Genomic DNA, 25,777 nt, shown 5'->3' with positions numbered 1-25,777 from the left:
CAAATCGAAAAAAATTCATAGATTGGCGCGTCACGACTTTAACAAAAAAAGATGCCGTTCCCATGGGAACGGCATCCTCTCATATAAATGACGATTCGGTTTTGGTTATTTTCCAGACCGCGGCGAAGTTCCACCCGACCATCAAGCCTGCTGCTTAGCGGCCGCCGGGCGATAAGCATGCGGATCCGGCATATCTTCCTCCACTTCCTGACCATGCAGCTTGACGCTCATGGCGACCCCGAGACTCGCCATGCTAATCACAAGGGACGTTCCCCCGTAACTGATGAAGGGCAGCGTAATCCCCGTCAGCGGCATCAAACCGATAAACATCCCGATATTCTCGAAGATCTGATATAAAAACATGGCCACGATTCCTATGATTAGAAACGGTCCCGCACGCTCCCGGGATTCCAGGGAGATCAGGATCAGCCGATGGATCAGGATGAAATACAACAACAGCAGGACGGAGGAACCAATAAATCCGAACTCCTCGGCAATCTGCACAAAGATGGAGTCGGAGTACGCATAAGGCACCCGGCCCGACTGTATCGACGAACCCTGCATGTAGCCCTCGCCGCTCATGCCGCCGGAGGCGATGGCAAGCTTCGCATTCGTCGTATGATAGCTGGCCTTGGCGGTCGCTTTCTCCGGATACAGCCACGGATCAATCCGTTCCACCCAGTGCGGCTTCAGTATTTTCGATTCCAGCAGTTCATCATGATAATGAATGTAAGCCTGAGCGCCGCCGAAGGCCACTCCTGCCACCAGCACAAGCCCGATCAGCGCATGGGAGAACTTGACGTTCCCGATCCAGAGCAGCCCCAGCAAAATGATGACATAGCTAAGCGCGTTACCCAGGTCATTCTGAGCCATAACGAGCACGAAAGGCACGAACGCCAACAGCCCGATCGGAACGACGTCCTTCCAGAAGGACAGCAGCGGTTTGTTTTTTCGCACCAATACAAAAGAAAGAAATATGATCAGGATCAGCTTGAACAATTCAGCAGGCTGTATACTTAAACTGCCAATGTAAATCCAGCCCTGGGCGCCGTTGATGTCCTTCCCGATAAACATCACGAGGACCAGCACGGCTAAACCGCCTAAGTATATATATTTGGCATATTTAATCAACAATCGGTAATCCAGCAGGCTAATTCCGAAAAAAGCCATGAAGCCGACAATGTAAAAAGCAATCATGCGGATATGAGAGCCTTCGAACTTGGTGTCGACGGTCGTGCTGTATATGGACGTAATGCTGATACCCATCATCAAAACCAGTACGAAAACAATAACGTAATCCATCTTCTTGAATTTCTGAAGCATGCTTTGATCCCCCTGTGCCCGGAGACACGAACCCCCGGTTTGCCTATACAGGCATATAACGATTATTCGAAAAGAAAGTTTGCCTTTGCCTTATCGTCGTTGATACTCATCATTCCATAAACCCTAATCTGAAGGTGGCATTACGGTCAAGATTTTCAGGGATCCTGCCATGCAAGCCCCTAATGAATCATTCTAAAAGATTTTCACCGCTAACACAATTCACGATCCTCTTTCCTGGATACGGAGAAAAAAACAAAAGAGATGCTGCTTTCGATAGCATCTCTCCGATTCTAAACCCTAATCACCCGCGTTAAGCCTGTTTGGTTGGCGCGGAACGGTATGTTTGCGGATTCGGCATATCCTCCTCCACTTCCTGTCCGTGCAGCTTCACGCTCATGGCAACCCCGAGGCACGCCATATTAATGATGAGCGACGTTCCGCCGTAACTGATGAAGGGCAAGGTGATTCCCGTCAAAGGCATCAACCCGATAAACATGCCGATGTTCTCAAAGATTTGGTACAGCAGCATGGCAACGATGCCGATGATCAGAAACGGGCCCGCTTTTTCCCGGCTTTCCAGCGAAATCAGGATCATCCTGTGAATGAGTATGAAATATAACAGCAACAGGACGGAAGAGCCGATAAAGCCGTATTCCTCCGCAATTTGCACAAAAATCGAATCCGAATACGTATAAGGTACGCGCGAAGATTGCACGGAGCTGCCTTCCAAGTACCCCTCTCCGCTCATACCGCCTGAAGCAATGGCCAGCTTTGCATTGTTCGTATGATAACTTGCCTTCGCGGTAGCTTTTTCGGGCACCAGCCATGGATCGATCCGTTCCATCCAATGACCGCGGCTCTCCATGATTTTCGATTCTTTAATCTCATCATGAAAGTGGATGTAGGCCTGTGCTCCGCCAAAGGCAATGCCCGCTACCAGCAGCAGACCGATCAGCGCATGCGAAAACTTCACGTTGCCGATCCATAACAACCCGAGCAGTATGACAATATAACTGAGTCCGTTCCCCAAGTCATTCTGAACCATGACGATGGCAAACGGAATGAACGTCAGAAAACCAATCGGTACGATATCCCGCCAGAAAGACAGCCTCGATTTGTCCTTGCGAATAAGGACATAGGTAATAAATATGATCAATACCAGCTTAAATAATTCGGCAGGCTGAATATCCACGATGCCGAGATTGATCCAGCCCGTGGCATTATTTTTGGTTTGACCGATGAAGGAAGGCAGCAACAGCGTGATTAACCCTCCGATATAGATATGCAGCGCGTATTTATTCCATATTCGATAATCAATCAAACTAAGCCCGAAGAAAGCCGCGAAACCGAGGATATAAAATACCGCCATTTTAATATGGTGACCCTCGAACCCAGCGGTATCGAACGTGGCGCTATATATCGACGTGATGCTGACGACCATTAGCATCAGCAGCACAAACACAATGACAAAATCTATCTTCTTGAACTTCTGAAGCATGCTTTAGGTCCCCCTGTGCCCGGAGCCCGCAAACCCCGATGTGCCATTCAGGCAGAATAACCATCTGGGCGAACAAACCAACGTTCATTCTGCAGCCCATCCTCTATTTTAAAAGAAATCGGACCCGAATACAATTAACGGAAAATTCCCAGAACATGCCGGTCAATCCCCGCCAAATCGGGTACCGTGACGATTTCCTCCCAGTATCCTGCCTTCCGCAGCAGCTCCGCTACATCCCCGGCCTGTCCCATGCCCAGCTCAAAAGCGATCAGGCGCGGCGGCGCCGACAGCAAGGGCAGCTGCGCCATCATGATCCGGTACGGATTCAATCCGTCCGGCCCGCCGTCCAGAGCCGTACGCGGTTCATAGTCCCGGACTTCCGGCTGCAGCTCTTCGATATCCTCCGCCGGAATGTACGGCGGATTGGAGACGAGGATGTCCGGCCCCGTGCCGGCAAACGGCTCCAGCAGGTTCCCCTGCCGGAACTCAACCTGGGCGCCCAGCTTCTTCGCGTTCCGCGCGGCAACCTCTAGCGCATCGGGCGAAATATCGCTCGCCAACACATCCCATCCCTTTGACTGCAAAGCCAACGTAATGGCAATGGCCCCGCTGCCTGTGCCGATGTCGACGACCTTCAGCCCTCCATCCGGTCGCGGGGTGAGCTCCCGTCCGTACTTCAGCACCGCTTCCACGAGCAGCTCCGTTTCGGGGCGCGGAATAAGAACCGCCGGCGTGACGTCGAACGGCAGGCCGTAAAACTCCTGTTCGCCGATAATATACTGCGCCGGAACGCCTTGCGCTTTGCGATTGATCGCTTCTTCCAGGGCGCGGCGACGGTCCGCCGGAAACGGCTCCGCGAGCGCCATATAATATGAGGTTCCCGACAATCCCAGCACATGCTCCAGCAGCAGCTGCGCATTCCGCTGCGGCTCCATCACCCGCATGCCGTCTAAAAAAGAAGAAGCCTCCACAAAGGCTTCTCTTACGCTGCGCTGCGGCGTCAATTCAAATATCGTCCGCTTCAAAGCGTTATACTCCTTTTTCCATCGCTTCAGCCTGCTCCGCAAGGGTCAGCGCCGAAACGATCTCTTCAATCTCCCCGTTCATCACTTGATCCAGCTTGTGAACGGTAAGTCCGATCCGATGGTCGGTCACGCGGCTTTGCGGGAAGTTGTACGTCCGGATCCGCTCGCTGCGGTCACCGGTGCCAACTTTGCTCTTGCGCTCCCCGGCGTACTTCGCTTCTTCCTCTTGACGCATCATATCGAAGATACGGGCGCGAAGCACCTGCAGCGCCTTCTCCTTGTTGGAGTTCTGCGATTTGCCGTCTTGGCATGTAGCCACGATGCCGGTCGGAATATGCGTTACGCGCACCGCCGACTTGGTGGTGTTAACGGACTGACCGCCTGCGCCGCTGGAGCAGAAGGTGTCCACGCGGATATCCTTGTCATGGATTTCGATGTCCACTTCTTCCGCCTCCGGCATAACCGCCACGGTGGAGGTGGAGGTATGGATGCGGCCGCCGGATTCCGTGGTCGGAATACGCTGCACGCGGTGCGCCCCGCTCTCGAATTTCATTTTGCTGTAAGCGCCGCGGCCGTTGATCATGAAGATCACTTCCTTGAACCCGCCCAGATCGTTGGTGTTGACGTCCATCAGTTCAACCTTCCAGCCTTGGGTATCGGCATAACGGGTATACATCCGGTACAGGTCGGAAGCGAACAGTGCCGCCTCGTCGCCCCCGGCTGCGCCGCGAATCTCGATAATGACGTTTTTATCGTCGTTCGGGTCCTTCGGCAGCAGCAGAATCCGAATTCTTTCGGCCAGCTCTTGCTCGCGCTGGGTGAGCTCCTCGATCTCCATTTTCACCATTTCGCGCATCTCGTCGTCCATCTTTTCGCCCTGCATGGTTTTGGCGGCTTCGAGTTCTTCAATGACGTTTTTATATTCAACATAAGCCTCATAAGCAGGCTGTAAATCGGATTGTTCTTTGGAATAATCCCTGAGCTTCTTGGAGTCATTAGCGACATCGGGATCGCACAACAGCTCGCTCAACTTCTCATAACGGTCCGCAAGGGATTGTAATCGGTCCAACAAAGGAATTCACCTCTCTAAGATATATTCCTGAAGATATGCCATTTCGCACTCCATTTCGTATGACTCATGAAGTGTAAACGACTTTTTATTTTACCATGAAACGACACGTTTGACTAGCAGGCAGTTGACCGAAGAAAGGGTTCTCGCCTTTCCCGTTCGCTTCAAAAAAACCACGGTCCCATGCACAAAGCGACATGGAGCCATGGCCTTTGAAACCTTCATCGATTACACGTTAAAACGGAAGTGCATAACGTCGCCGTCGTTCACGACGTACTCTTTACCCTCCAGACGAAGCTGTCCGCGCTCTTTCGCGCCGTTCATCGAGCCAGCGGCAACCAGGTCATCGTAAGCAACGACTTCCGCACGAATGAAGCCGCGCTCGAAGTCGGTATGGATGACGCCAGCCGCTTGCGGTGCTTTCGTTCCCTTGCGGATCGTCCAGGCACGCACTTCCTGCACGCCGGCGGTAAAGTAGGTATACAATCCCAAAAGACTGTATGCCGCCTTGATCAGACGGTTCAAACCGGACTCTTCCAGTCCCAGCTCCTCAAGGAACATCGCTTTGTCCTCGCCTTCAAGCTCGGCGATCTCGGCCTCAACCTTCGCGCTGATCGGCACCACGATCGCGTTCTCCGCGGCCGCGAAATCGCGAACCTGCTGCACGTAAGGATTGCTGTCGGCTTCCGCAACGCCGTCTTCGCTCAGGTTCGCCGCGTATAATACCGGCTTCAGCGTCAGCAGGTGCAGATCGCGCACGATCAATTTCTCATCGTCGCTCAGCTCCACGCTGCGTGCCGGCTGGTCATTGTACAGGGCTTCCTTCAGGCGCTCCAGCAGCTCCACTTCCTGAGCATACTGCTTGTTGCCGCCCTTCATGTTCTTCTTCGCGCGTTCGATCCGCTTTTCGACGCTGTCGAGATCCGCAAGGATCAGCTCCAGATTGATCGTCTGAATGTCGCTGACCGGGTTCACTTTACCGTCGACGTGGGTAATGTTCTCGTCTTCAAAGCAGCGGACCACATGAACGATCGCATCCACTTCCCGAATATGGGCCAGGAACTTGTTCCCAAGACCTTCCCCTTTGCTCGCGCCGCGAACCAAGCCCGCGATATCGACGAATTCGAAAGCGGTCGGTACCGTCTTGTTCGGCTGAACCAGTTCGGTCAATTTGTCGAGGCGCTCATCCGGCACTTCCACGACGCCCACGTTAGGATCAATCGTACAGAACGGGTAGTTTGCCGACTCGGCGCCCGCCTGCGTAATCGCATTAAACAATGTAGATTTGCCAACGTTCGGCAAACCGACGATTCCAGCTTTTAAAGCCATTTATGTGACAACTCCTTATCAGGTTTACTCTTATTTATAAGTATACGAAGCTCGGGATCTATACGCCAAGCCTCTATCACCAGCTAAACAATCTTATTAATTATAGCAGATACCCAATAGACTTCAACACGAATATACTGCCATCGCGAATTCCCGTTCTGCGGTGTTCTGCGCGCTGTTTTAGGCACGAATCAACCGCTTGGTGGACTTCAGGGCCTCGATATTCCCCGCGCCGATACCGAACATGGCCGTCCGCAGCTCCAGCTCCACCTGGGCAAGCCGCTGATCGAGCGCTTCAACCGAATCGACCGCCGAGCCCAGGAGTCCGCGGCCGAAACCTGCCAGATCGGCGCCAAGCGCGAGCGCTTTGGCCGCATCGACGCCGCTTTGCAGCCCGCCGCTGCCGATCAGCGCGCAGGCCGGCGCGGCTTCGCGCACCTCCGCGATGCATTCCGCGGTAGGATTGCCCCACCCGGCAAAAGCCTCGGCCGCAGCGCGGCGGACCGGATCCGGGCTGCGGAATTTCTCGACCTGGCTCCATGAGGTGCCGCCCGCACCGGCCACGTCGATGAACGCTGCCCCGACGTCCAGCAGAGACCGCGCCGTTTCGCCATCGATACCCCAGCCCACTTCTTTAATCCCGACCGGTATCGAAAGCGTGCGGCACAAATCCTCGACGCGCCCCAGCAGACGGCCGAACCGGGTGTTCCCTTCCGGCTGAAACACTTCTTGCAGTCCGTTTAGATGGAGAACCAGCATATCCGCACCGGCGATATCCACCGCCCGCTGACAATCGTCAAGGCCAAAGCCATAGTTCAGCTGCACCGCTCCTAGGTTCGCGATCACCGGCACGCTCGGCGCGCTCTCGCGCACGCGGAATGTCGAAGCAAGCTCCTCCTTCTCCACCGCAGCCCGCACGGAGCCGACACCCAGCGCCCAGCCGCGCCGTTCCGCCGCTTCCGCAAGACGCATATTGATCTCTCCGGTGGCCTTGCTTCCGCCAGTCATGGAGCTGATCAAGAATGGCGTTCGTACGGAAAAATCAAGAAACGTCGTGTCCAGCTTAATCTCTCCAAAGTCGATCTCCGGCAGTGCGGCGTGACGAAAACGGTAACGTTCAAAACCGGTGGTTACCCCCACGGAGCCCACTTCTTCGTCCAGGCATAATCGAACATGCTCGATCTTCCGCTCGCCGGTGGGCACTTCCGGCATCAGTCTGCCCCCAAATCTTCCTGATCCTCCGCCTGAAACGGTTGCAGGTTTGCCCGCAGTCTGTTCATGTTCTGAGTTCATTCCGTGCCTCCTTATCCGATTCACTCATCCTTAATAAAACCGTATTTAAAGCATATCATTGACGTCGCAGGTTGTCCCAGCTGCATGATATGTACATCCTTTGACAATTTTAATACCGATGCTCTCACGATCTCCCGTATATTCGAAACCCAACAAACCTTCCCAAATAGCATTCTGCCCCGGCTTCCCGGGATCATCCCCAAACGCGGTGCTTGCCGAATTGCAAAAACTGGAGTGCGTCAGGGCAGCACTTTCATGTTAATTAACGTTATACGACCTACGAATAGAAAAGATAGGAGGATGGGCGATCTTGGACTTCCGCCATTTGTTCCATAACCGTAATTCAGCTAAACCACCTGCACCGGGTCCAGGCACGCAGCCCCTGCCAGAAAATCCTCATGCCAAAAGCTCCCGAATGCGAAAAACAATATTCATGGGTCTTGTCCTTCTCATGCTATGGCTAATCGGCGTGATGATCTATCAGACTCATAAACCTCTTCCGAGTGGAATTTCCTATGAAAGTCCAGTCTACCGGAGCGACGTGAAGATGTGGATCGACCTGACCTATCCCGGACCGGACGGCCAGCCTGTCCACGATCAAGAAATCGGACCGCGCATCGGCCAAATTATCGACGAATCGCGAAAATTCCTGGTGATCGATATGTTTCTGTTCAACGGATATGCCCATAAGGACCAAACATTCCCGAAAGTCAGCGAAGAGCTTGCCCGTCGCCTCGTTACCCATAAGAAGAACCATCCCGATATGGATATCTTCTTTATCACCGACGAAGTGAATACCGGGTACGGCTCCTATACGCCGCCGGAGTTCGAGTCCATGAAGGAAGCAGGCATTCATGTGATTGTAACTGATGTCAACCGGCTGCGGGACTCCACGCCCGCTTATTCCGCCGTATGGCGCACGTTCATTCAGTGGTTTGGCCAGTCCGGCAAAGGCACGCTCCCCAATCTGATGGCAACCGAGGCACCCGATATTACCGTTCGCTCCTATCTGAAGCTGCTGAACGTAAAAGCCAATCACCGCAAAGTCGTGATCAGCGAGAACACCGCGCTGGTGACTTCGGCCAACATGCATGACGCCAGCGCCTTCCACTCGAACATCGCCTTCGAAACGAGCGGGGACATCATCGGCGATATGCTTGCGGCGGAGCAAGCCGCCGTTAACCTTACAAGCCCGATCAAGCTGCCGGAATACGAGCCCGGCTCCAAGCCGGCGGTGCAGCCTTCAGGTCAACCAAACGGCGTCGATGTTCGTTATTTGACGGAAGGAAAAATCTATAAATATGTGCTGGAGGGCATTGAGCAGTCGCAGCCCGGGGACACGCTCTGGATGGGGATGTTCTACCTGGCCGACAGTAAAGTCATGGAACGGCTTCTGCAAGCCTCGGACCGAGGCGTCGACATCCGTCTCATTCTGGATCCGAACCAGAACGCCTTCGGCCGGGACAAAATCGGCATCCCCAACCGTCCGGCTGCCGCCGAGCTCATTCAGAAATCCAAAGGAAAAATCTCCATTCGCTGGTACAACACCGGCACCGAACAGTATCATACCAAGCTCATGTACATTGCCAAACCGACAGGCAAATCGATTATTACCGGCGGGTCAACCAATTTCACAAAGCGGAACCTGGACGATCTGAATTTGGAGAACAATCTGTGGATCGCTGCCCCTCAGAATCATCCGCTCACCCGGGATTTGGACCGTTACTTTCATCGGATATGGTTCAACGAAGATGCCCAGTTCAGTCTGGACGTCGACGCTTATCTGGGAAAAACCACATGGATGAAGGACATCCTGTTTAAATTGCAAAAAAGCCTGGGCTTCACTACCTTTTAAAATTCTTACAAATAGATGGAACGAACAGGTTTAGGGAAGCGGCCGTTCCCGGCTTCTTCCGCTGCGTTTACAACAGGGGGGACATCAGCCGGGCAGCGGATTCAAGCAGCCGTGTCATGATTCTCTTCTTGCGGGTATGATGGCGGTCGTACACGATGGCGGATTCCAGGTCATGCTCGAAATCGGATACCAGCTTGCTTACGCTGTCCGTGTGTACGAGCAATGCGTTGACTTCAAAATTAAGATGGAAGCTCCGCATGTCCATATTGGCCGTTCCGATGGTGGCCACCTCGCCGTCGACGATCAGCAGCTTGGAGTGCATGAACCCTTTTTCGTATTCATAGACCCTTACCCCAACATCCAGCAGGGCCGGAAAATAGGAATGGGACGCGAGGAAGGGCAGCCACTTGTCCGGCTTCGACGGAAACAGAATGCGCACGTCAAGACCCGATAAGGCGGCAACCCTGAGCGCGGTAAGAATGTCCTCATCCGGTATAAAATAAGGCGTAGCCAGCCACACCGACTTACGAGCCGACACAATCATGGAGAAAAAAATGTTCTTGAGGGCTCTCCGTTCATTATCCGGACCGCTTGCGATAATCTGTACGGCGCCGCTGCGGTTCTCCAGCAAATCCGGGGAGTAATAGATCGGCTCGTTCGGCTGCTCCCCCGTCATATACTGCCAATCCTGCAAAAATACAACCTGAAGCGTACGGACCGCTTCTCCCCGGACAAGCATATGGGTGTCGCGCCAGAAACCGAATGCTTTGCTGCGGCTTAAATACTCGTCTCCCACATTCAAGCCGCCAACGAACCCGACGCTGCCGTCGATCACGACGATTTTGCGATGATTGCGGTAATTTACGCGGCTCGTGAAGAAGATCGTCTTGGGACTGCCGAACACGGCCACCTGCACGCCCGCATCCCGCATCTCCTGCAGGAAGGAAGGCGGCAGCTGGAGGCTGCCGACGGCGTCCACCATAAATCGCACGGCAATCCCTTGCCTCGCCTTCCGTATCAAAATTTCCTGGATCTGCGTTCCGATCGCATCCGGGCGGTAAATGTAATATTCCATATGAATATGGTGCGCCGCTTGCTCCAGCTCCGCAATCAATGCAGCAAAGGTCTCTTCCCCATCGGTCAGCACCTTCGTGTCGCTTGAGAACGATATCGGCGTGCGCGCAAGCCGGGTGGACAGCTGAAGCAGCTGCTGCACTTCCGGCTTGAAGCAGGAGACGTCGGGGGTGTTCTTGCGCAGGACCTCGCTGGTGTAGACCAGGCCGTCCTTCCTCGCCTTTTTATCGTATTTTCTCCGTTTGAAATAGTTCTGTCCGAACAAAAAATAAAAGACGAGCCCGACGATGGGGACAAGCGCCAGCAGCAGGATCCAGGCCATGGTGCTGGAAGGATGGCGATTCTCCATAAAAATCATGAATCCGATGGATACGACGGTCAGCGTAGAGAATATCCCGATAACCGTCCCTGTCGTCTTCCCGAAATAATGCATGCCAAAATAATAAAACGCGAACAATAGCGCGGTGATCAGTACAGCCTCTATGCCCTTTCTCATATCCATTTACCCCTTGTTCTTCATCGTTTCTGTCTTTGTATGCACGATGCTGGTCACACATATTCTACATGATCTCCCCCAGGAACTAAAGACTGTTCTCCTTGGGTCGGCAAGTGCCCGATGTCCCAGAAAAAAGAGATTGACAATGCTGACGCCATTTGATAGAAATATAACTAACGATCGTTAGTTAGGAGGAATTCAATGAGTGCCGCCGACATTAAACAGTCCGCTCTTGCCCACTTTGCCAAAAACGGTTACGAAGGGGCATCGCTAAAACATATCGCCGACGATTGCGGTATCAAGAAACCGTCGATATACGCCCATTTTTCGAGTAAGAAGGATTTGTTTCTGCAAGTGCTCCAGGACGTATTCCATCGTCAGGAGGAAATGATGGTAGCCTATTTCCTTGACCATTCCGATTGGCCGCTGGAGCAGCAGCTGCACGGATTTCTTGAGAATCGTCTCCAAGCTTATCAAATGGATGACGAGGTCCAGTTCTTCATGCGGATGGCCTTCTTCCCGCCTAGCACGCTGTATGACGAAGTGATGGCGATGGTGTATCCGCTGCTGGATCAACAGGAGCAGAACCTGTCGAAGCTGCTTGCCGCGGGCTGCCCGGAGCAGGGCCGCATCATCCGTCATCCGCGCAATGCGGCGATAGCCTTTATGACCTTGGTGGACGGGATCCATCTGGAAACCGTGTACGGCGGGGAAGAACGGGCCTCAAGACGCCTTGCAGCTGCTTGGCCTGTGTATTGGTTAGGGGTAACGAAGCAAAGATATAACCACAAGAGTTAAATCCTGATGGAATGACGCATCCTAAGCAGGAAGTTGTAGTCGAAAGAATTTGTAATGTAAGGTTACCGTTCTTTTCATAAAAGGAGTGACAAACATAATGAATCGCAACTGGGGTTACGTGCTGCTGGCTGGATTGGTTGAAATCATATGGGTGATGGGGTTGAAGCATTCCGCCAACATCTGGGAATGGCTTGGGACCTTGGCCGCCATCGCAGCGAGCTTCTATCTTATTATCGAGGCGGCCAAACGGCTGCCGGTCGGAACCGTATATGCCGTCTTTACGGGGATCGGCACCGCCGGAACGGTCGCGTCCGAAATGCTGTTCTTCGGAGAGCCGTTTAAACTGGTCAAGGTGCTTCTGATCTGCGTGCTGCTTGCCGGCGTCATCGGCCTTAAGCTCGTTACGGCTGACCACGCGGAACCGGAGGTGAATAAATAATGGCTTGGATTGCGCTTATATTTGCCGGATTATTCGAAATCGGCGGCGTCATCGGCATCAAAGGCGTGTCGGATCGCAAAGGCTGGCGTTATGTACTGATTTTGGCCTTATCCTTCGCCGCCAGCTTCTCCCTCCTCTCCTACGCCATGACCGAGCTGCCCATGGGGACCGCTTATGCGATCTGGACGGGTATCGGAACGGCCGGCGGGGCCTTGACCGGCATGTTTCTGTTCGGGGAGCCCAAGGAATGGCGGAGAGTGCTGTTTATCGCCATGATCCTGTGCTCGGCCGTAGGCCTGAAATTGATCAGCTAATATTTTTTCAAGAAAAATCGCAAGTTTTCAGAACCTAACGAAAAGGACGACCGTAGTAAAGTTGAAACGGTCGTTCTTTTTCATATATAATATTTCTTGACCCTATGGTCAATCTAAGAACCGATAAGTTCTCAAGCGAGGTGAGCTATTGATTGGCTGATAAAACGGCAGAAAAACGACAGCAAATTCTCATCACTGCGATGCAGCTGTTTTCCGCGAAGGGCTCTTCGGTTACCTCCATGCAGGAAATCGCCGAAGTATGCGGGATGTCGAAAGGCAGCCTCTATCTTCATTTCAAGTCCAAAGAGGAACTGGAAAAGAGCATTTACGAGCATATCGCAGGCCGGATTAAAGACGAGATTCTCCGGGTCGACCACGATCCGCTGCTTGCGCCTAAGGAACAGCTGCGTAAGCAGACGGAAGTGCTCCTGATCCATTTTCTGGAGATCCGGGAATTTCTCCTGAAGCAGTTCCATGATCAGATGCCGGGAAAACCGCCTTTTGACAAGGAAAACATGCGGCAGGAAATGCTCGCTGCATTGCAGTGGTTTAACAATAAGCTCAAAAGCATTTATGGACCGGACGTTGAGCCGTATACGATGGAGATCGGCATGTTTATGGGCAGCATGCTGGGCGCGTATATCCGTTTCCTGTTCATGCCGGGATTCCATTTGAATGTGGGAATCACCGCTGATCACCAGATCCAGCTGCTCGATGATATTGTTGCAAGCATTCTGCGAAGACGGCCCGAGCCGTTGATTCCGATGGAGGCCGTTGGGCAATTGGGCCAGCTGTGCCCGACCGACATTCGCAAACAGCGTCATCCGCTCATCGTTATTAAGGCAATGAAAAGCGAACTGAAGAAGAGTCAGGCCGAGCCGGAAGAGCGGGAAGATGCGATGGAGTCCCTCAATATTATGGAGAAAGAGCTGCTTGGCCTCCAGCCCAGCCGGGCCGTTCTGAAAGGAATGCTTGCTAACTTGGAGGGGATCGAGGAAATTGAAGCATTGTATACCGAGCTCAAAGGCACGATTTCGACTGTGCTTGAAAGCTATCTTACGCCCGGCGGCATGATGCAGGGGAATTCGTTCAAATTAGAGACATAGAGTTTGGAGAGGAGAGAGAATCGCCTAATGAAAGGAATTATCAATTTCTCGCTGCGCAACAAGTTTGCGATCTGGCTGCTGACCATCATCGTCAGCTTCGGTGGATTGTACGGCGGACTGACGATGAAGCAAGAAACCATTCCGGATATTAACGTTCCGTTCTTGAGTGTCACCGCCATTTATCCTGGTGCATCTCCCGAAGGCGTTGTGGAGGATGTAACCAAACCGCTCGAGACGAGACTCCGTAATATCGACGGCGTCAAAACCGTAACCTCCACTTCCATGGAGAATGCAGCGAATGTCATGGTTGAGTTTGATTATGGTAGTGATCTGGACAACGCTACGGCGGCTGTTCGCGAAGCCATCAACGAGGTAAAGCTGCCTGACGACGCCCAGAAACCTACCATATCCAAATTCAGCATGAGCTCCATGCCGGTTGTCTCGTTAAGCATTGCTAACAAAGACAACATGGAATTGGATGAATTGACTCGCATCACGGAGAATGACATCGTTCCCGAGCTGGAGGATTTGGACGGAGTTGCCTCCATCCAGGTAGCCGGCCAATTCGTGAATGAGGTACAGCTTAAGTTTAACCAGGACAAAATGAGCGAGCTTGGCCTGACCGAGGATACCGTCAAAGGTATCGTGCAAGGTTCGGCGCTGTACGCTCCGCTCGGCATGTTCGAAATGGAAAAGTCCCAAAAAGCCGTTGCCGTTGATGGCGGCATCATCGGCATCGACGATCTGAAGAATATCGCTATTCCGGTCATTCCGGGTGGCGGCGGGGCGGATGCGTCTGCCGGCGCCGGTGCTCCGAATGCCGGTGCAGGCCAGCAGCAACAGCCGCCTGGCGATGCTGCAGGGGCCGGCCAGCAAACCGCGCCTGGTGCTGGCGCTGAAGCCGCTGCCGGTGCTGGTGCTGGCGCTGGTGGACAAAATAGCGCTCCTGGTATGCCTACCGGCATTCCAACCGTCAAACTGAGCGAGATTGCCAACATTGAAGTGATCGGCTCCTCGGAATCCATCTCCCGCACCAACGGGAAGGAATCGATCGGTATCCAAATCGTAAAAGCAAACGATGCCAACACGGTTGACGTCGTAAACCAGGTCAAAGACAAAGCCGAAGAATTGAGAGGCCTGTATCCTGGCATGGATCTGACGATCATGCTGGACCAAGGCAAGCCGATAGAGGACTCTGTCCATACGATGCTTTCCAAGGCATTATTCGGTGCGTTGTTCGCCGTTCTGATCATTATGGTCTTCCTGCGCAACATCCGTTCGACGATTATTTCGATCATTTCGATCCCGCTGTCCTTGCTGATTGCGGTTCTGTGCCTGAAGCAAATGGATATCACCTTGAACATGATGTCGCTCGGTGCCATGACCGTTGCCATCGGCCGGGTTGTCGATGACTCCATCGTGGTTATCGAGAATATTTACCGGCGCATGTCCCTCTCGACCGAGAAATTGAAGGGCCGAGAGCTCATCAGCGCCGCTACGCGCGAAATGTTTGTGCCGATCATGTCCTCCACCATCGTGACCATCGCGGTATTCCTGCCGCTTACATTGGTCAGCGGCATGGTAGGAGAGCTGTTCATGCCGTTTGCATTGACGATGGTCTTTGCCCTGCTTGCTTCCCTGGTCGTGGCGATTACGCTCGTACCTGCCATGGCGCACAGCCTGTTCCGCAAAGGCTTGAAGAACACACATGATCATGAAGAGAAGCCGGGTGCCATGGCCCGCGGCTATCGCTCCATCTTGAAATGGACCTTGAATCACAAAGCGATTACCTTCCTGGCAGCCATCGTGCTGCTCGTTGGAAGCTTGTTCTTGACCAAGTACCTGGGCGTAAGCTTTATTCCGGAACAGGAAGACAAATACGCGATGGTCACCTATTCACCTGAGCCTGGCGTAATGCTGGAGGATGTTGAGGATCGAGCCTTAAAAGCCGAGAAGCTGATCCTGGATCAACCAGGCGTACAATCGATGCAATACTCCATCGGCGGAAGCAATCCGCTGGGCATGGGCTCCGCCAATTCAGGATTGTTCTACGTTATGTATGATCCGGACACGAAAAACTTCGAAGACGTCAAAAAGACGCTCATCGAAGATCTTGCCAAGGAAGTGCCGGACGGCACTTGGTCCAATATGGACATGGCAGCCGGCGGCTTTGGCGGCAGCCAGCTGACGGTGAACGTCTTCGGCGACTCGCTGGAGCAGATCAAGCCGGTGGCCGATCAAATCGCAGAGCTTGCGAACAAGGATACCGCGACGTTTGAAAATGCGGAAACCAGCTTGTCCGAAGCGTTTGAGCAGTACACGCTGGTAGCCGATCAAGAGAAGCTCAGCTCACTGGGCCTGACGGCCGGACAGCTGGCCATGAAGCTGGCCCCGGTACGGGAACGTCCGGTCTTGACCGAAGTCAAGATCGAAGACAAAACCTACAATGTTTATATTGAAGCGGACAGCAAAACCTACAAGAGCATTAAGGAAATCGAGAACGAAACCGTGACCTCTCCGCTTGGCATCGAAGTGCCGATCAAGGATGTGGCCAAGGTGGAAAAAGGAACCACGCCGGATTCCATTACGCGCATCGACGGTAAAATGGTTGTGAGTGTCACAGCCGACATCCTGTCCAGCGACGTAGGCTCGGCTTCGACCAACCTGGAGACCGAAGTGAACAAGCTTGAGCTTCCAGACGGCGTGTCCGTCCAATTCGGAGGCGTCACCGAGCAAATTAACGAAACCTTCGGACAGCTCGGGCTCGCCATGCTGGCGGCCATCGCTATCGTATACTTTGTACTCGTGGTTACGTTTGGCGGGGGACTCGCTCCATTCGCCATCCTGTTCTCGCTGCCGTTCATTGTCATCGGCGCTATCATAGGCCTGCTCGTCACGGGCGAAACACTGAACGTGTCTGCACTGATGGGCGTGCTCATGCTGATCGGTATCGTTGTGACAAACGCGATCGTGTTGATCGACCGCGTGATCCATATGGAACGCGAAGGAATGAGCACGCGCGAAGCCCTGCTCGAAGCCGGCGCTACCCGTCTTCGTCCGATTCTGATGACGGCACTGGCAACCATCGGCGCGCTCCTGCCTCTCGTATTCGGCTGGGAGAGCAGCGCAGGCATTATCTCGAAAGGGCTCGGCATCACGGTTATCGGCGGTCTGATCAGTTCCACGCTGCTGACGCTCGTGGTTGTACCGATCGTATACGAGTTCCTGATGAAGTTCAGCAAGAAAAGAATCGAAGATTAATTAGAACACCAAACGCCCCGGCCCTCCTAATTCAAGGAGACCGGGGCGTTGTTGTGTTTGATGATGATATGATTCTGGCGCTAATGCACCAGCATGGCTTCCTTGGAATGCTTCCAGGTCTTCAGCATGTTCAGATCCTGCGCGAGGAATTCCTCCAACAGGCTGAATAACGACTGGTATAGCGGACTTTGCGTGGACCCCTTCAAATCCTTGCAGAGGGATGGCACCCATGACAACAGATGCTCCTCCAGAAACTTCTCTTGTACCTCCATTAATTGCAACATGCTATCTTCACAATACGTATTGTTCAGCATACGGTCATGAAGCAGCGTCATAAATTCCAGTTCAATGGCTATATGATCGTCCGCTTCGCCATGCAGTTTATTAAAGGCAACACCGGCGGATGCATAACACTCGGCCAAATCCTGAGCGCATCCATCCTTCGTATAATGGGATTCCGCGGCCTGGCGAGGTTTGGACTGCTGAAGCAGCCGGCGGTATTCCGCCCTCTCATATTCGCAAATCCGAACCAATTCCTCAGGCGAGCGTCCGCATAAATATTTCATCAGGTCCGTACCGGCCTTCGAACACTCCGCCGCCTTGCTAATTCCGCTCCCGCGGCTCCATTCCGCAATCATAGACAAGCTGGGCCAATTGCCCAAAAAATCAATCAACAGCTCGTAGACCGTCCCCCGGTTTTCAAGCCACCTGTGACAGACGTCAGGCACCTCCAAAGTTTGAACAGGTGATATCGCCATATCGAACCTCCTATTGGTAACCTTTCTTGTTGGATGTGATATCCTTGACAGTATATCTTAGATGAACGTCTAATGAAAGCAGTTTGAAATGATTTCCGAAAATTTCGGAAAAACCAGGAAACTTTCGGAAATCTAGAATGTCACTACTCGCTTTCAAGGGGAGAAAGCTTTGGTCCACAGGTTCAATATACAGGATTTAGAAAGCGTTTTCTGTGATACTTCTCACAAATCCTTGAACTTATGCGTGCGGCTTGTCCGGCTGACATGACCCTTACAATGCATTGACTCCTGTTCGGGGAATGGCTACAATGTGACCATGCACGCTAGTAAAAGGGGGATTTCCATGATCGAACCGCTTAAAGATTCCTTCGGTCGTGTCCATGATTATATTCGAATCTCGGTGACGGATCGGTGCAATCTTCGTTGTGTATATTGTATGCCGGAAGAAGGGATGGAATTCCAACCTCACGATCAGATAATGAGCTATGAAGAGATCGCCGCGATCATGCGCGTTCTGGCCCCCATGGGCGTCTCCAAAGTACGCCTTACCGGCGGCGAGCCGCTTGTGCGCAAGGATCTGGAAACCTTGGTCCATCAGATTGCTTCCATTGAAGGAATTCAAGATATATCCCTCACCACCAACGGGATCATGCTCCCTTCCAAGGCCCGCCTGCTGAAGGAAGCGGGACTCACCCGCATCAACATCAGCTTGGATTCGCTCCAGGAAGAGCGTTACGCTCGCATCACGCGCGGCGGCCGGGTGCATAAAGTGCTGGAAGGCATTGAAGCCGCCTATGAAGCCGGCCTGAATCCGATCAAGCTGAACATGGTGTTAATGAAGGGCTTCAATGAGGACGAGATTCGCGACTTTATCGCCCTGACGCTTGATCGTCCCCTTCATGTCCGCTTTATTGAATACATGCCGATCGGCCAAGCATCCGATACCTGGCGGGATTCGTACCTGCCGCTGAGCCGGGTAGCCGAAGTGTGCCAAGAGGCCGGCTGGGCCATTCAAGAAGAGCAGGGCCCTTCCGGCAACGGTCCTTCACGCAATATGAAGGTGGTTGGAGCAACGGGAACGTTCGGTTTGATCCATCCGGTCAGCGATCATTTCTGCGATTCCTGCAACCGGCTCAGGCTGACGGCCGACGGCCATATCAAGGCTTGCCTATATTGGTCGGACGAATTTAACGTGCGCCGCGTCATCGATGACCCTTCGGCGGTGGCGAACCTGTTCCGAAAAGCGCTCGGCGCCAAGCCGCTGAACCATGAAATGGCGCTCGCGCTGGAGAAAAAGGCCCAAAGCCATACTCCTACGGCCCGGCGCATGTCGCAGATCGGCGGATGAGCTTCTGCTCAGCGCATGAGAGCAGAATCAGCATAACCAAAGCAAACCGCCTTTATATACTAGAAAGCCCCGCCAAGCATTCGAATGGCGGGGCTATTTTTATAGGATGCGTGCAGGGACGATCATTCTTCCGTATTCAGCAGACCGCCTGCGGCCTCGTAATCAACGGGCGTATTCATGTTAAATAAGATTCGGCGCGGATCAAGGCCGGTAACCTCCGCTAATTCCTCCTCATTCGCAAAGACGGCATTCAGCTCCTGCACCCACTCCACCATGCGGAGCTGCCCCCGGATCAGCCTGCGCTCAAGGCTTTCCGCGGTCTCTCTGCGATACGCTGCCAGCAGCGGGTGCATCCTTCCTTCCACGACCGGGATTACGGCCTCAGCCGTGTCCTGCTTGTTCGCCAGATCCAGCAGCCCCTGGAGAAACCGCTCGTGGATATAAGGCATATCGCAAGCTGCGACCAGGTTCCATGTGCTCCGGGAAGACTTCAGGGCGGCGTGAAGGCCCGCCATCGGACCTTGTCCGACATAAAGGTCGGGGACGCATTCCAAGCCGAGGAATTGATAAGGTTCCGGGTCATTGGCAGACAGGATCACCCTTCCGCTGACTTTGTCCAGCGCGTGGACCGTCCGTTCAATCAAACTCATCCCCTCCATGGGCAGCAGCGCCTTGTTTCTCCCCATTCTCCGGGAGGCTCCTCCAGCAAGGGCGATGCCCGTCACTTGACCCGATGGCAGACGAACATCTTGGGAGTGAACGCTCATATGCTCCACCAGCCTTTCTTCGTTATAAAAAATCGGATTCAGTTTATAGGTTAATATCCAGAATAATGGAAAATCATTTAAAAGATGGTTTGTATCCCTTTTCAATGCGTGATACATTGAAAGGAAAGCGGCTTTTTTCTTATACCGCGATTATGGATTGTATTCGGTTTGAAAGGAATGACCTACTTGCGGAATATGGACAATGCTCAACCTTCGCTGACATCGCTCAAGCTGTTCAACTTCTTCATTTACGGAACCATGGTCATCTTCACCGGTTTCTTCCAGTTGTATTTGCAAGATATCGGCATGAGCAAAATCGAAATCGGCAGCCTGATGGCGATTGCGCCATTTGTGTCCATCTTCGCCAATCCGTTCTGGGGATTCTGGAGTGACCGGGCGGCCAACATCAAACGCGTGCTGCTGATCATGATGACCGGTACGCTGCTGCTGGTTCAGCTTGTTTTTCAGGCGAATACCTATGCAATGATATACATGACGATGATTTTCTTTTATTTTTTCCAGACGCCGATGTTCTCGCAGACGAATTCGCTCATTCTGACCTATATTGATGGAACTCAGCAAAAGTTCGGCTCGTTCCGGCTGTGGGGCTCGCTCGGATGGGCGCTGACGGCCATCGCTGCCGGGCCTGTCATCGACCGGCTCGGCTCGGGACGCATCGCCATCGTGTTCTCGATCATGCTGCTGGTGGCGGCCGTGTTCATGTTTACGCTGCCCTCCATTCAGAAAACGGCTGCATCGGCATCGGTCAGCCTCAGGGGACTCAGCAGGCTGTTCCTGAACTCCTATTTCGTCTGGTTCATCCTGTTAGGCATCATGGTATCCATCCCGAACACGGCGAACAATACCTTTATGTCCCTATACATTCTGGAGCTGGGCGGGTCCAAGAAGACGGTCGGCCTAGCCATCTTCTTCTCATCGATATTCGAAGTGCTGGTCTTCATTCTGTTTGACCGCTTCCTGAAGCGGAAAATCAACGTCCTGGTCGGCTGCCTGACGATTGTCAGCCTGCTCTTCGCGCTCCGCTGGCTGCTTATGGCCGAAGCCAACAGCCCGCTGGAGGTCGCCTTCATCCAGCTGCTGCACTGCGTTACCTTCGGCGGCTACTTCTATGTCGGCGTTCAGCTGACGATGCTGTTTGTTCCGACGCCGTACCGCGCCTCCGGCCAAGCGATCTATACCTTAAGCTGGAGCGGCATATCCGGTGTCATCGGCGGCCTTGCCGGCGGCTGGATGTTCCAGAACTTCGGGGCGCAGGCCATGTACCGGACCGGTACGATGCTCGCCATCGTGGGTGCCATCGGCTTTGGCTGGATGTGGTATAACCTCCGCAGGCACGGATACCAGCCGCTGCACCCGGACGATCCCGAAGAGGACGAGATCGAGGAGTACGCTGCAAGTTAACGCGCAGTTATCTCCCGTACGATTTCACTTCCAAGATGATATCACCGTAAATATAACAAGACTCGAATGAATCCTGGAACGGAATCTTCGAGTCTTGTTTACGTTTAGGGCCAGGTCGACCTGATCAGCGCCTACCCGTGCCCTTTTTTTATTCTCCGGCTTGTTTAGTTCTTCGGAAGCTGGAACGAGCTCTTCAGGGAAACCACGCGGTTAAATACCGGGCGTCCTGGCTGCGAATACTTCGAGTCGACGTTGAAATATCCGTGGCGGAAGAACTGGAACTTGTCCTGCGGCGCAACATCCTTCATATTCGGCTCCACGAAGCCTTGCACGATTTGCAGCGAATTTGGATTGATGTCGTCCAAGAAGGACTTCTCGGCAGCTGCCTCCTCCGCTTCGCCTGCAACCTCGTGCACCAATTCCGCTTCTTCGTCTTCGTCCTTGAACAGCGGCTCGAACAGACGGAATTCGGCAGGCACGGCCTGCGTGGCCTCCACCCAGTGAATCGTCCCCTTCACCTTGCGTCCGGTAAAGCCGCTGCCGCTCTTCGTCTCCGGATCGTATGTGCAGTGAATCTCGACGACCTTGCCGTTCTCGTCTTTGATCACGTCATTGCACTTGATGAAATACGCATGCTTCAACCGGACCTCATTGCCCGGGAACAAGCGGAAATATTTGCTCGGCGGATCTTCCATGAAATCCTCTTGCTCAATGTAAATCTCGCGCGAGAACGGAATCTGGCGGATCCCCATCTCCGGATTCTCCGTGTTGTTCTCGGCATCCAGCCATTCGACCTGACCTTCAGGGTAGTTCGTAATGACCACCTTCAGCGGGTCCAGCACGGCCATGGTGCGAGGCGCCTTCAGCTTCAGGTCTTCACGGATAAAGTGCTCCATCACTTGGCGGTCCACCGTGCCGTAAGCCTTCGAAATTCCCGTCTCGAACACGAAATTGCGAATGGCTTCCGGCGTATAGCCCAGACGGCGAAGTCCGGAGATCGTCGGCATGCGCGGGTCGTCCCAGCCGTCTACGATGTTCTCGTCCACGAGCTGTTTCAGCTTGCGTTTGCTGGTGACCGTCTGCGCCACGTTCAGACGCCCGAATTCGTACTGACGCGGCGTGCTGTCCATCTCGCATTCCGCCACGACCCAATCATAGAACGGGCGCTGATCTTCAAACTCCAGGGAGCACAGGGAATGCGTAACCCCTTCGATGGCATCCTCCAACGGATGGGCAAAAGCATACATCGGATAGATGCACCACTTATCCCCTGTATTGTGATGATGCGCGTGGGAGATCCGGTAGATGACCGGATCCCGCAGATTGATATTCGGGGAAGCCATATCGATCTTGGCGCGCAGCACGCGTTCGCCGTTGGCGAATTCCCCTTTGCGCATCCGCTCGAACAGATCCAGGTTCTCTTCCACGCTGCGGTCCCGGTATGGACTGTTCTGTCCAGGCTCGGTCAAGGTTCCGCGCGTTTCGCGGATTTGGTCAGCGGACTGGTCGTCCACGTAAGCCTTCCCTTTCTTAATCAACAGCACCGCGCGATTGTACATCTCTTCAAAATAATCGGACGCGAACCGCAGCTCTTCCCAATCGAAGCCAAGCCACTTCACGTCTTCCTTGATGGAGTTCACGTACTCGATGTCTTCCTTCACCGGGTTCGTGTCATCAAACCGCAAGTGTGTCCGTCCGCCGAATTCATCGGCCAGCGTAAAATTGATCCAAATGGCCTTGGCATGTCCAATATGCAGGTAACCGTTCGGCTCCGGCGGGAAACGGGTAACGATCTCCTTGACTTTACCGGACTTCAGGTCTTCGGTAATAACATTCTTTATGAAATTGGAGGGGGTGCCCCGATGGTTCTCCACGTTGATCAACCTTTCGTCCTGTAATTTCTGTCTATCTCCTGTATAAACGTGTTTCTCTTAAATATACCTGTAATGACGCGATTGTTCAAGGAATTCGGCACTCCCGCGCAGTAAGCCCGCGACTTGGGACAGGGGGGCCGGCAGGCAATAACTACAAGTCCTCAACCTGTTTGCAGAGGCTCCTCCCTTAGCCGGATATAGCGGCGAAAATCATTTTGACGGGGGCTTTTTAATAGGGTAGCATGGAGAGAAAAACAGTTGAAGGAGGCCGGCGATCATCTTATGAAGCCCAGCAAATTTCCAAAGGAACAGCGCGAACAGCTGATTGAATTGGTGCAGGAATATTTTGAAACGGAACGCGGCGAAACCCTCGGAAATCTGGCCGCAGAGAGTGTTCTTGATTTTTTCGTGGAGACCTTGGGGCCTCATCTATACAATCAAGCGCTCAGCGACTGCCGAACGGTTGTCAATCAGCGCATGATTTCCCTGGAAGAAGATATTTACGCATTGGAGCAAAAAGTGAAGCGAACTCGTTAGAGGTACATATACTTTATACTTCGCAATGGAGAACAAAGGAGATACCGTATGTTTGGATACACATTGGACGATCATGTTGAATTGCGCCCGCTTGCCATCGAACATGCACGGGCGATGTTCGAGATTACCGACCGGTCGCGCGACCGTCTCCGCAAGTGGCTTCCGTGGGTGGATGCCGTCACCGAGGTTAACGATACCCTCAACTATATCAAGGGTGCCATGAAGCAAGCAGCCGACAATGGCGGCTTCTCGGCAGGCATCTGGGTGCGCGAGGAGCTGGCGGGCACGATCTCGTTTCACGAGATCGATTGGAACAACCGCTCGGTCGGCATCGGCTACTGGCTGGATCAGCATTTTACGGGGCAAGGCCTGATGACAAGCGCGTGCCGCGCGTTCACGGATCACGCGCTGATGCGCATGGGCCTGAACCGGGTGGAGATTCGATGCGCAACGGCTAACCATCGCAGCCGGGCGATTCCGGAACGTCTGGGCTTTGTTCTTGAGGGAGTCATACGGGAAGCCGAGAAGCTGCCCCAAGGCTATGTCAACCATGCGGTCTACGGCATGATTCAGAGCGAATGGAAGCGGATGAGGTAACGCATACGGTTTAGCTTCGCCGGTACCTGGCATTTTCTATAATCCCAATAAAAAAACGGCTTGTATCCTACCAAAAGGACGCAAGCCGTTTTTGTTGTCCGTATGTGTTCTAGAACACGGGCTAACCTTGGCTTAGAGCTTGGCAAGAGTCCGCACGACTTCAATCCTGACGGCTTCGAAGGGTCGCCAGCCATGTCCCGAATTGCGACTTCAAGCTTGAGGCGAGTTCGTCGATCTCCAGCATGCGCTCAAGCCCTTGTTCATCCTTTCGCCCGTCCTTCATCATGCGAAGCACTTCCAGCACCGCGATGCCGGAAGCTTGGGAATCAAGCCGGGTAACGGGGGAGTCTGCGCTGACCCTTCCTTCCTCGAGCACGCGGAAATAAAAACCGCTGTAACCCGTGTTCAGCACCCTTGCCGGCATGTCCTTGACGCCATGCTTTTGCGACAGCTTAAAGCAGGGATATCGGGGCTGGCTGACCTGCAGCACCGCCCCCCCTATCCGGTATACATCTCCAATGCAGACTTCATCCTCCAGCAGCCCTCGCAGCGTCAGATTTTCGCCGAATGCGGCATACGGCATCGGTTTGCCCAAGGACCGTTCCCAGTACGGATAATGCTCCGAAGGGTACGCGCACACCGCCTTATCCAAGCCGCCGTGATTGATGAGATCGGCTTGGCCGTCCCCTTCGAAATTCAATGAACTTAGGAACAGGGGACCTTCCACAGGCTGCTTATAAATTCCGGTAGACAGGTCCTTCCCCTGGTAATCCACCGTTACAGGCTTTCCAACGTTCAGCGATACAATGCCCATGGTCATGGAAAAACAACCTCCGCTATCTTTCTTTTCATCTACTATATGCAATCGGGTATGCCCTTGTCCAGAAGCCGTTTCAGCAGCGGACCCAAAAAAACATAAAGGCCAACCAGAAGTCTCTGGTTGACCTACGAACAGCCCGGCAAAACCGCCCGGACTGTTCAACCCTATGATCTCATCTCTTTCGCATCCGTAAACCGGACCAGGGCGCTATCCTGAGGGGGATCATGATAAGAAGTAACACATTAAAATATCATCAACGTAACGTCCATCCACGTAGAACTCCCGAATCAGCCGCCCCTCTTCCTTAAACCCGCAGTTTCTGTAAAAGGAGAGAGCGCCCGGGTTGCTGGACAGCACCCGCAGCCTCAGCTTCGCAATGCCTTCCACCCGCGCCATATCCTTCGCCGCCTCGATCAGCCGCTGTCCGATGCCTTGCCGCTGATGGGCAGGGTGGACCGCGATGTTCAGCTCGAGCACATGGCGATTGCTGTTAAGGCCTGTGGGCGAACGGAAGCCGACGTAACCGCACAGCTCCCCTTCATGCAGCGCAACAAGCTGCGTGCCTGGCGGGCACTGCAGAAGATAATGGTCCCGCGAGCTCCATTTCAGGGGCTCCGGGGCCGTATTGCGATCCCATACCAGTTCGTCGAGTTCCATAAGCGCAGCGGCATCCTTCATTTCCGAGAACCGGATGGTCACTGTCTCTTGACGGGTCTTCATCGACATCCCTCGCTTCGATAACCATTCCCTATATTATAACAGACCGGTTCGGTT

General features: G+C 53.5%; 22 protein-coding genes. 10 read left to right on the top strand and 12 right to left on the bottom strand.

The window, feature by feature from the left end:
- Positions 1-141 precede the first annotated feature (141 nt).
- From JNUCC32_RS27155 to fni, 6 genes are all read right to left on the bottom strand, one after another.
- Entirely contained in the window at positions 142-1,323 is a 1,182-nt protein-coding gene (locus JNUCC32_RS27155) for an FtsW/RodA/SpoVE family cell cycle protein (protein ID WP_009594539.1), read from the bottom strand.
- Between the two features lie 310 nt (positions 1,324-1,633).
- Positions 1,634-2,821 carry an FtsW/RodA/SpoVE family cell cycle protein gene (locus JNUCC32_RS27150; RefSeq protein WP_036662077.1) on the bottom strand — a complete coding sequence of 396 codons (1,188 nt, stop codon included), beginning with the start codon at positions 2,819-2,821 and terminating at the stop codon, positions 1,634-1,636.
- 134 nt (positions 2,822-2,955) lie between these two features.
- A complete protein-coding gene (gene prmC, locus JNUCC32_RS27145) occupies positions 2,956-3,846 on the bottom strand; it encodes a peptide chain release factor N(5)-glutamine methyltransferase (protein WP_192570390.1) in 891 nt (296 codons plus the stop codon).
- A gap of 4 nt (positions 3,847-3,850) precedes the next feature.
- Positions 3,851-4,918 (bottom strand): peptide chain release factor 1, encoded by a 1,068-nt coding sequence (gene prfA / locus JNUCC32_RS27140; RefSeq protein WP_015737758.1) that lies wholly within the window; start codon positions 4,916-4,918, stop codon positions 3,851-3,853.
- 225 nt (positions 4,919-5,143) lie between these two features.
- Positions 5,144-6,244, bottom strand: a complete 1,101-nt coding sequence (gene ychF, locus JNUCC32_RS27135) for a redox-regulated ATPase YchF (protein WP_090909881.1) — start codon at positions 6,242-6,244, stop codon at positions 5,144-5,146.
- Positions 6,245-6,424: 180 nt separating this feature from the next.
- A complete protein-coding gene (fni, locus tag JNUCC32_RS27130; protein WP_192570389.1) occupies positions 6,425-7,537 on the bottom strand; it encodes a type 2 isopentenyl-diphosphate Delta-isomerase in 1,113 nt (370 codons plus the stop codon).
- Positions 7,538-7,952: 415 nt separating this feature from the next.
- Here fni and JNUCC32_RS27125 point away from each other — a divergent pair, with 415 nt between their 5' ends.
- Positions 7,953-9,392, top strand: a complete 1,440-nt coding sequence (locus JNUCC32_RS27125; RefSeq protein WP_430623449.1) for a phospholipase D family protein — start codon at positions 7,953-7,955, stop codon at positions 9,390-9,392.
- A gap of 67 nt (positions 9,393-9,459) precedes the next feature.
- Here the strand turns inward: JNUCC32_RS27125 and cls are convergent, their stop codons facing one another.
- Complete coding sequence (gene cls, locus JNUCC32_RS27120) at positions 9,460-10,962, bottom strand: cardiolipin synthase (protein ID WP_036662074.1); 1,503 nt, start codon at positions 10,960-10,962, stop codon at positions 9,460-9,462.
- Positions 10,963-11,163: 201 nt separating this feature from the next.
- On the opposite strand from cls, the gene JNUCC32_RS27115 reads away from it, so the two are divergent.
- From JNUCC32_RS27115 to JNUCC32_RS27095, 5 genes are all read left to right on the top strand, one after another.
- Positions 11,164-11,760, top strand: a complete 597-nt coding sequence (locus JNUCC32_RS27115; protein WP_090909877.1) for a TetR/AcrR family transcriptional regulator — start codon at positions 11,164-11,166, stop codon at positions 11,758-11,760.
- Positions 11,761-11,857: 97 nt separating this feature from the next.
- A complete protein-coding gene (locus tag JNUCC32_RS27110) occupies positions 11,858-12,199 on the top strand; it encodes a DMT family transporter (protein ID WP_009594491.1) in 342 nt (113 codons plus the stop codon).
- Positions 12,199-12,513, top strand: a complete 315-nt coding sequence (locus tag JNUCC32_RS27105; protein WP_009594524.1) for a DMT family transporter — start codon at positions 12,199-12,201, stop codon at positions 12,511-12,513. Before JNUCC32_RS27110 ends, JNUCC32_RS27105 begins: the two co-directional genes overlap by 1 nt.
- 152 nt (positions 12,514-12,665) lie before the next feature.
- The gene (locus JNUCC32_RS27100) at positions 12,666-13,619 is read left to right on the top strand and encodes a TetR/AcrR family transcriptional regulator (protein WP_192570387.1); all 954 of its coding nucleotides are present in this window, start codon (positions 12,666-12,668) and stop codon (positions 13,617-13,619) included.
- Positions 13,620-13,646: 27 nt separating this feature from the next.
- Entirely contained in the window at positions 13,647-16,880 is a 3,234-nt protein-coding gene (locus JNUCC32_RS27095) for an efflux RND transporter permease subunit (RefSeq protein WP_192570386.1), read from the top strand.
- An 80-nt stretch (positions 16,881-16,960) separates the two neighbouring features.
- On the opposite strand, the gene JNUCC32_RS27090 is transcribed toward JNUCC32_RS27095, so the two are convergent.
- A complete protein-coding gene (locus JNUCC32_RS27090; RefSeq protein ID WP_096775841.1) occupies positions 16,961-17,638 on the bottom strand; it encodes a TorD/DmsD family molecular chaperone in 678 nt (225 codons plus the stop codon).
- Between the two features lie 343 nt (positions 17,639-17,981).
- Between JNUCC32_RS27090 and moaA the strand changes: the two genes are divergently transcribed.
- Positions 17,982-18,986, top strand: a complete 1,005-nt coding sequence (moaA, locus tag JNUCC32_RS27085) for a GTP 3',8-cyclase MoaA (protein ID WP_192570385.1) — start codon at positions 17,982-17,984, stop codon at positions 18,984-18,986.
- 122 nt (positions 18,987-19,108) lie between these two features.
- Here moaA and mobA read toward each other — a convergent pair whose 3' ends face one another.
- Positions 19,109-19,753 carry a molybdenum cofactor guanylyltransferase gene (gene mobA, locus JNUCC32_RS27080; protein WP_192570384.1) on the bottom strand — a complete coding sequence of 215 codons (645 nt, stop codon included), beginning with the start codon at positions 19,751-19,753 and terminating at the stop codon, positions 19,109-19,111.
- A gap of 186 nt (positions 19,754-19,939) precedes the next feature.
- Here mobA and JNUCC32_RS27075 point away from each other — a divergent pair, with 186 nt between their 5' ends.
- A complete protein-coding gene (locus tag JNUCC32_RS27075) occupies positions 19,940-21,175 on the top strand; it encodes an MFS transporter (RefSeq protein ID WP_430623448.1) in 1,236 nt (411 codons plus the stop codon).
- Between the two features lie 164 nt (positions 21,176-21,339).
- Here JNUCC32_RS27075 and JNUCC32_RS27070 read toward each other — a convergent pair whose 3' ends face one another.
- Entirely contained in the window at positions 21,340-23,058 is a 1,719-nt protein-coding gene (locus JNUCC32_RS27070; RefSeq protein WP_096775839.1) for a glutamine--tRNA ligase/YqeY domain fusion protein, read from the bottom strand.
- A 273-nt stretch (positions 23,059-23,331) separates the two neighbouring features.
- On the opposite strand from JNUCC32_RS27070, the gene JNUCC32_RS27065 reads away from it, so the two are divergent.
- Entirely contained in the window at positions 23,332-23,586 is a 255-nt protein-coding gene (locus JNUCC32_RS27065; protein WP_036662061.1) for a DUF2164 domain-containing protein, read from the top strand.
- 48 nt (positions 23,587-23,634) lie between these two features.
- Positions 23,635-24,183 (top strand): GNAT family N-acetyltransferase, encoded by a 549-nt coding sequence (locus JNUCC32_RS27060; protein ID WP_009594522.1) that lies wholly within the window; start codon positions 23,635-23,637, stop codon positions 24,181-24,183.
- A 160-nt stretch (positions 24,184-24,343) separates the two neighbouring features.
- On the opposite strand, the gene JNUCC32_RS27055 is transcribed toward JNUCC32_RS27060, so the two are convergent.
- Both JNUCC32_RS27055 and JNUCC32_RS27050 read right to left on the bottom strand, forming a co-directional pair.
- On the bottom strand, positions 24,344-25,003 hold the full coding sequence (locus tag JNUCC32_RS27055) for an MOSC domain-containing protein (RefSeq protein WP_192570383.1): 660 nt from the start codon (positions 25,001-25,003) through the stop codon (positions 24,344-24,346).
- A 222-nt stretch (positions 25,004-25,225) separates the two neighbouring features.
- Complete coding sequence (locus JNUCC32_RS27050) at positions 25,226-25,723, bottom strand: GNAT family N-acetyltransferase (RefSeq protein WP_015737774.1); 498 nt, start codon at positions 25,721-25,723, stop codon at positions 25,226-25,228.
- Between the last annotated feature and the right edge of the window lie 54 nt (positions 25,724-25,777).

It is taken from the genome of Paenibacillus sp. JNUCC32, from assembly GCF_014863545.1.
Classification (GTDB): Bacteria; Bacillota; Bacilli; order Paenibacillales; family Paenibacillaceae; genus Paenibacillus_AQ; species Paenibacillus_AQ lautus_A.
Note: the sequence above shows the minus strand (reverse complement) of the source record. Positions and strands in the feature narration are given on the sequence as shown.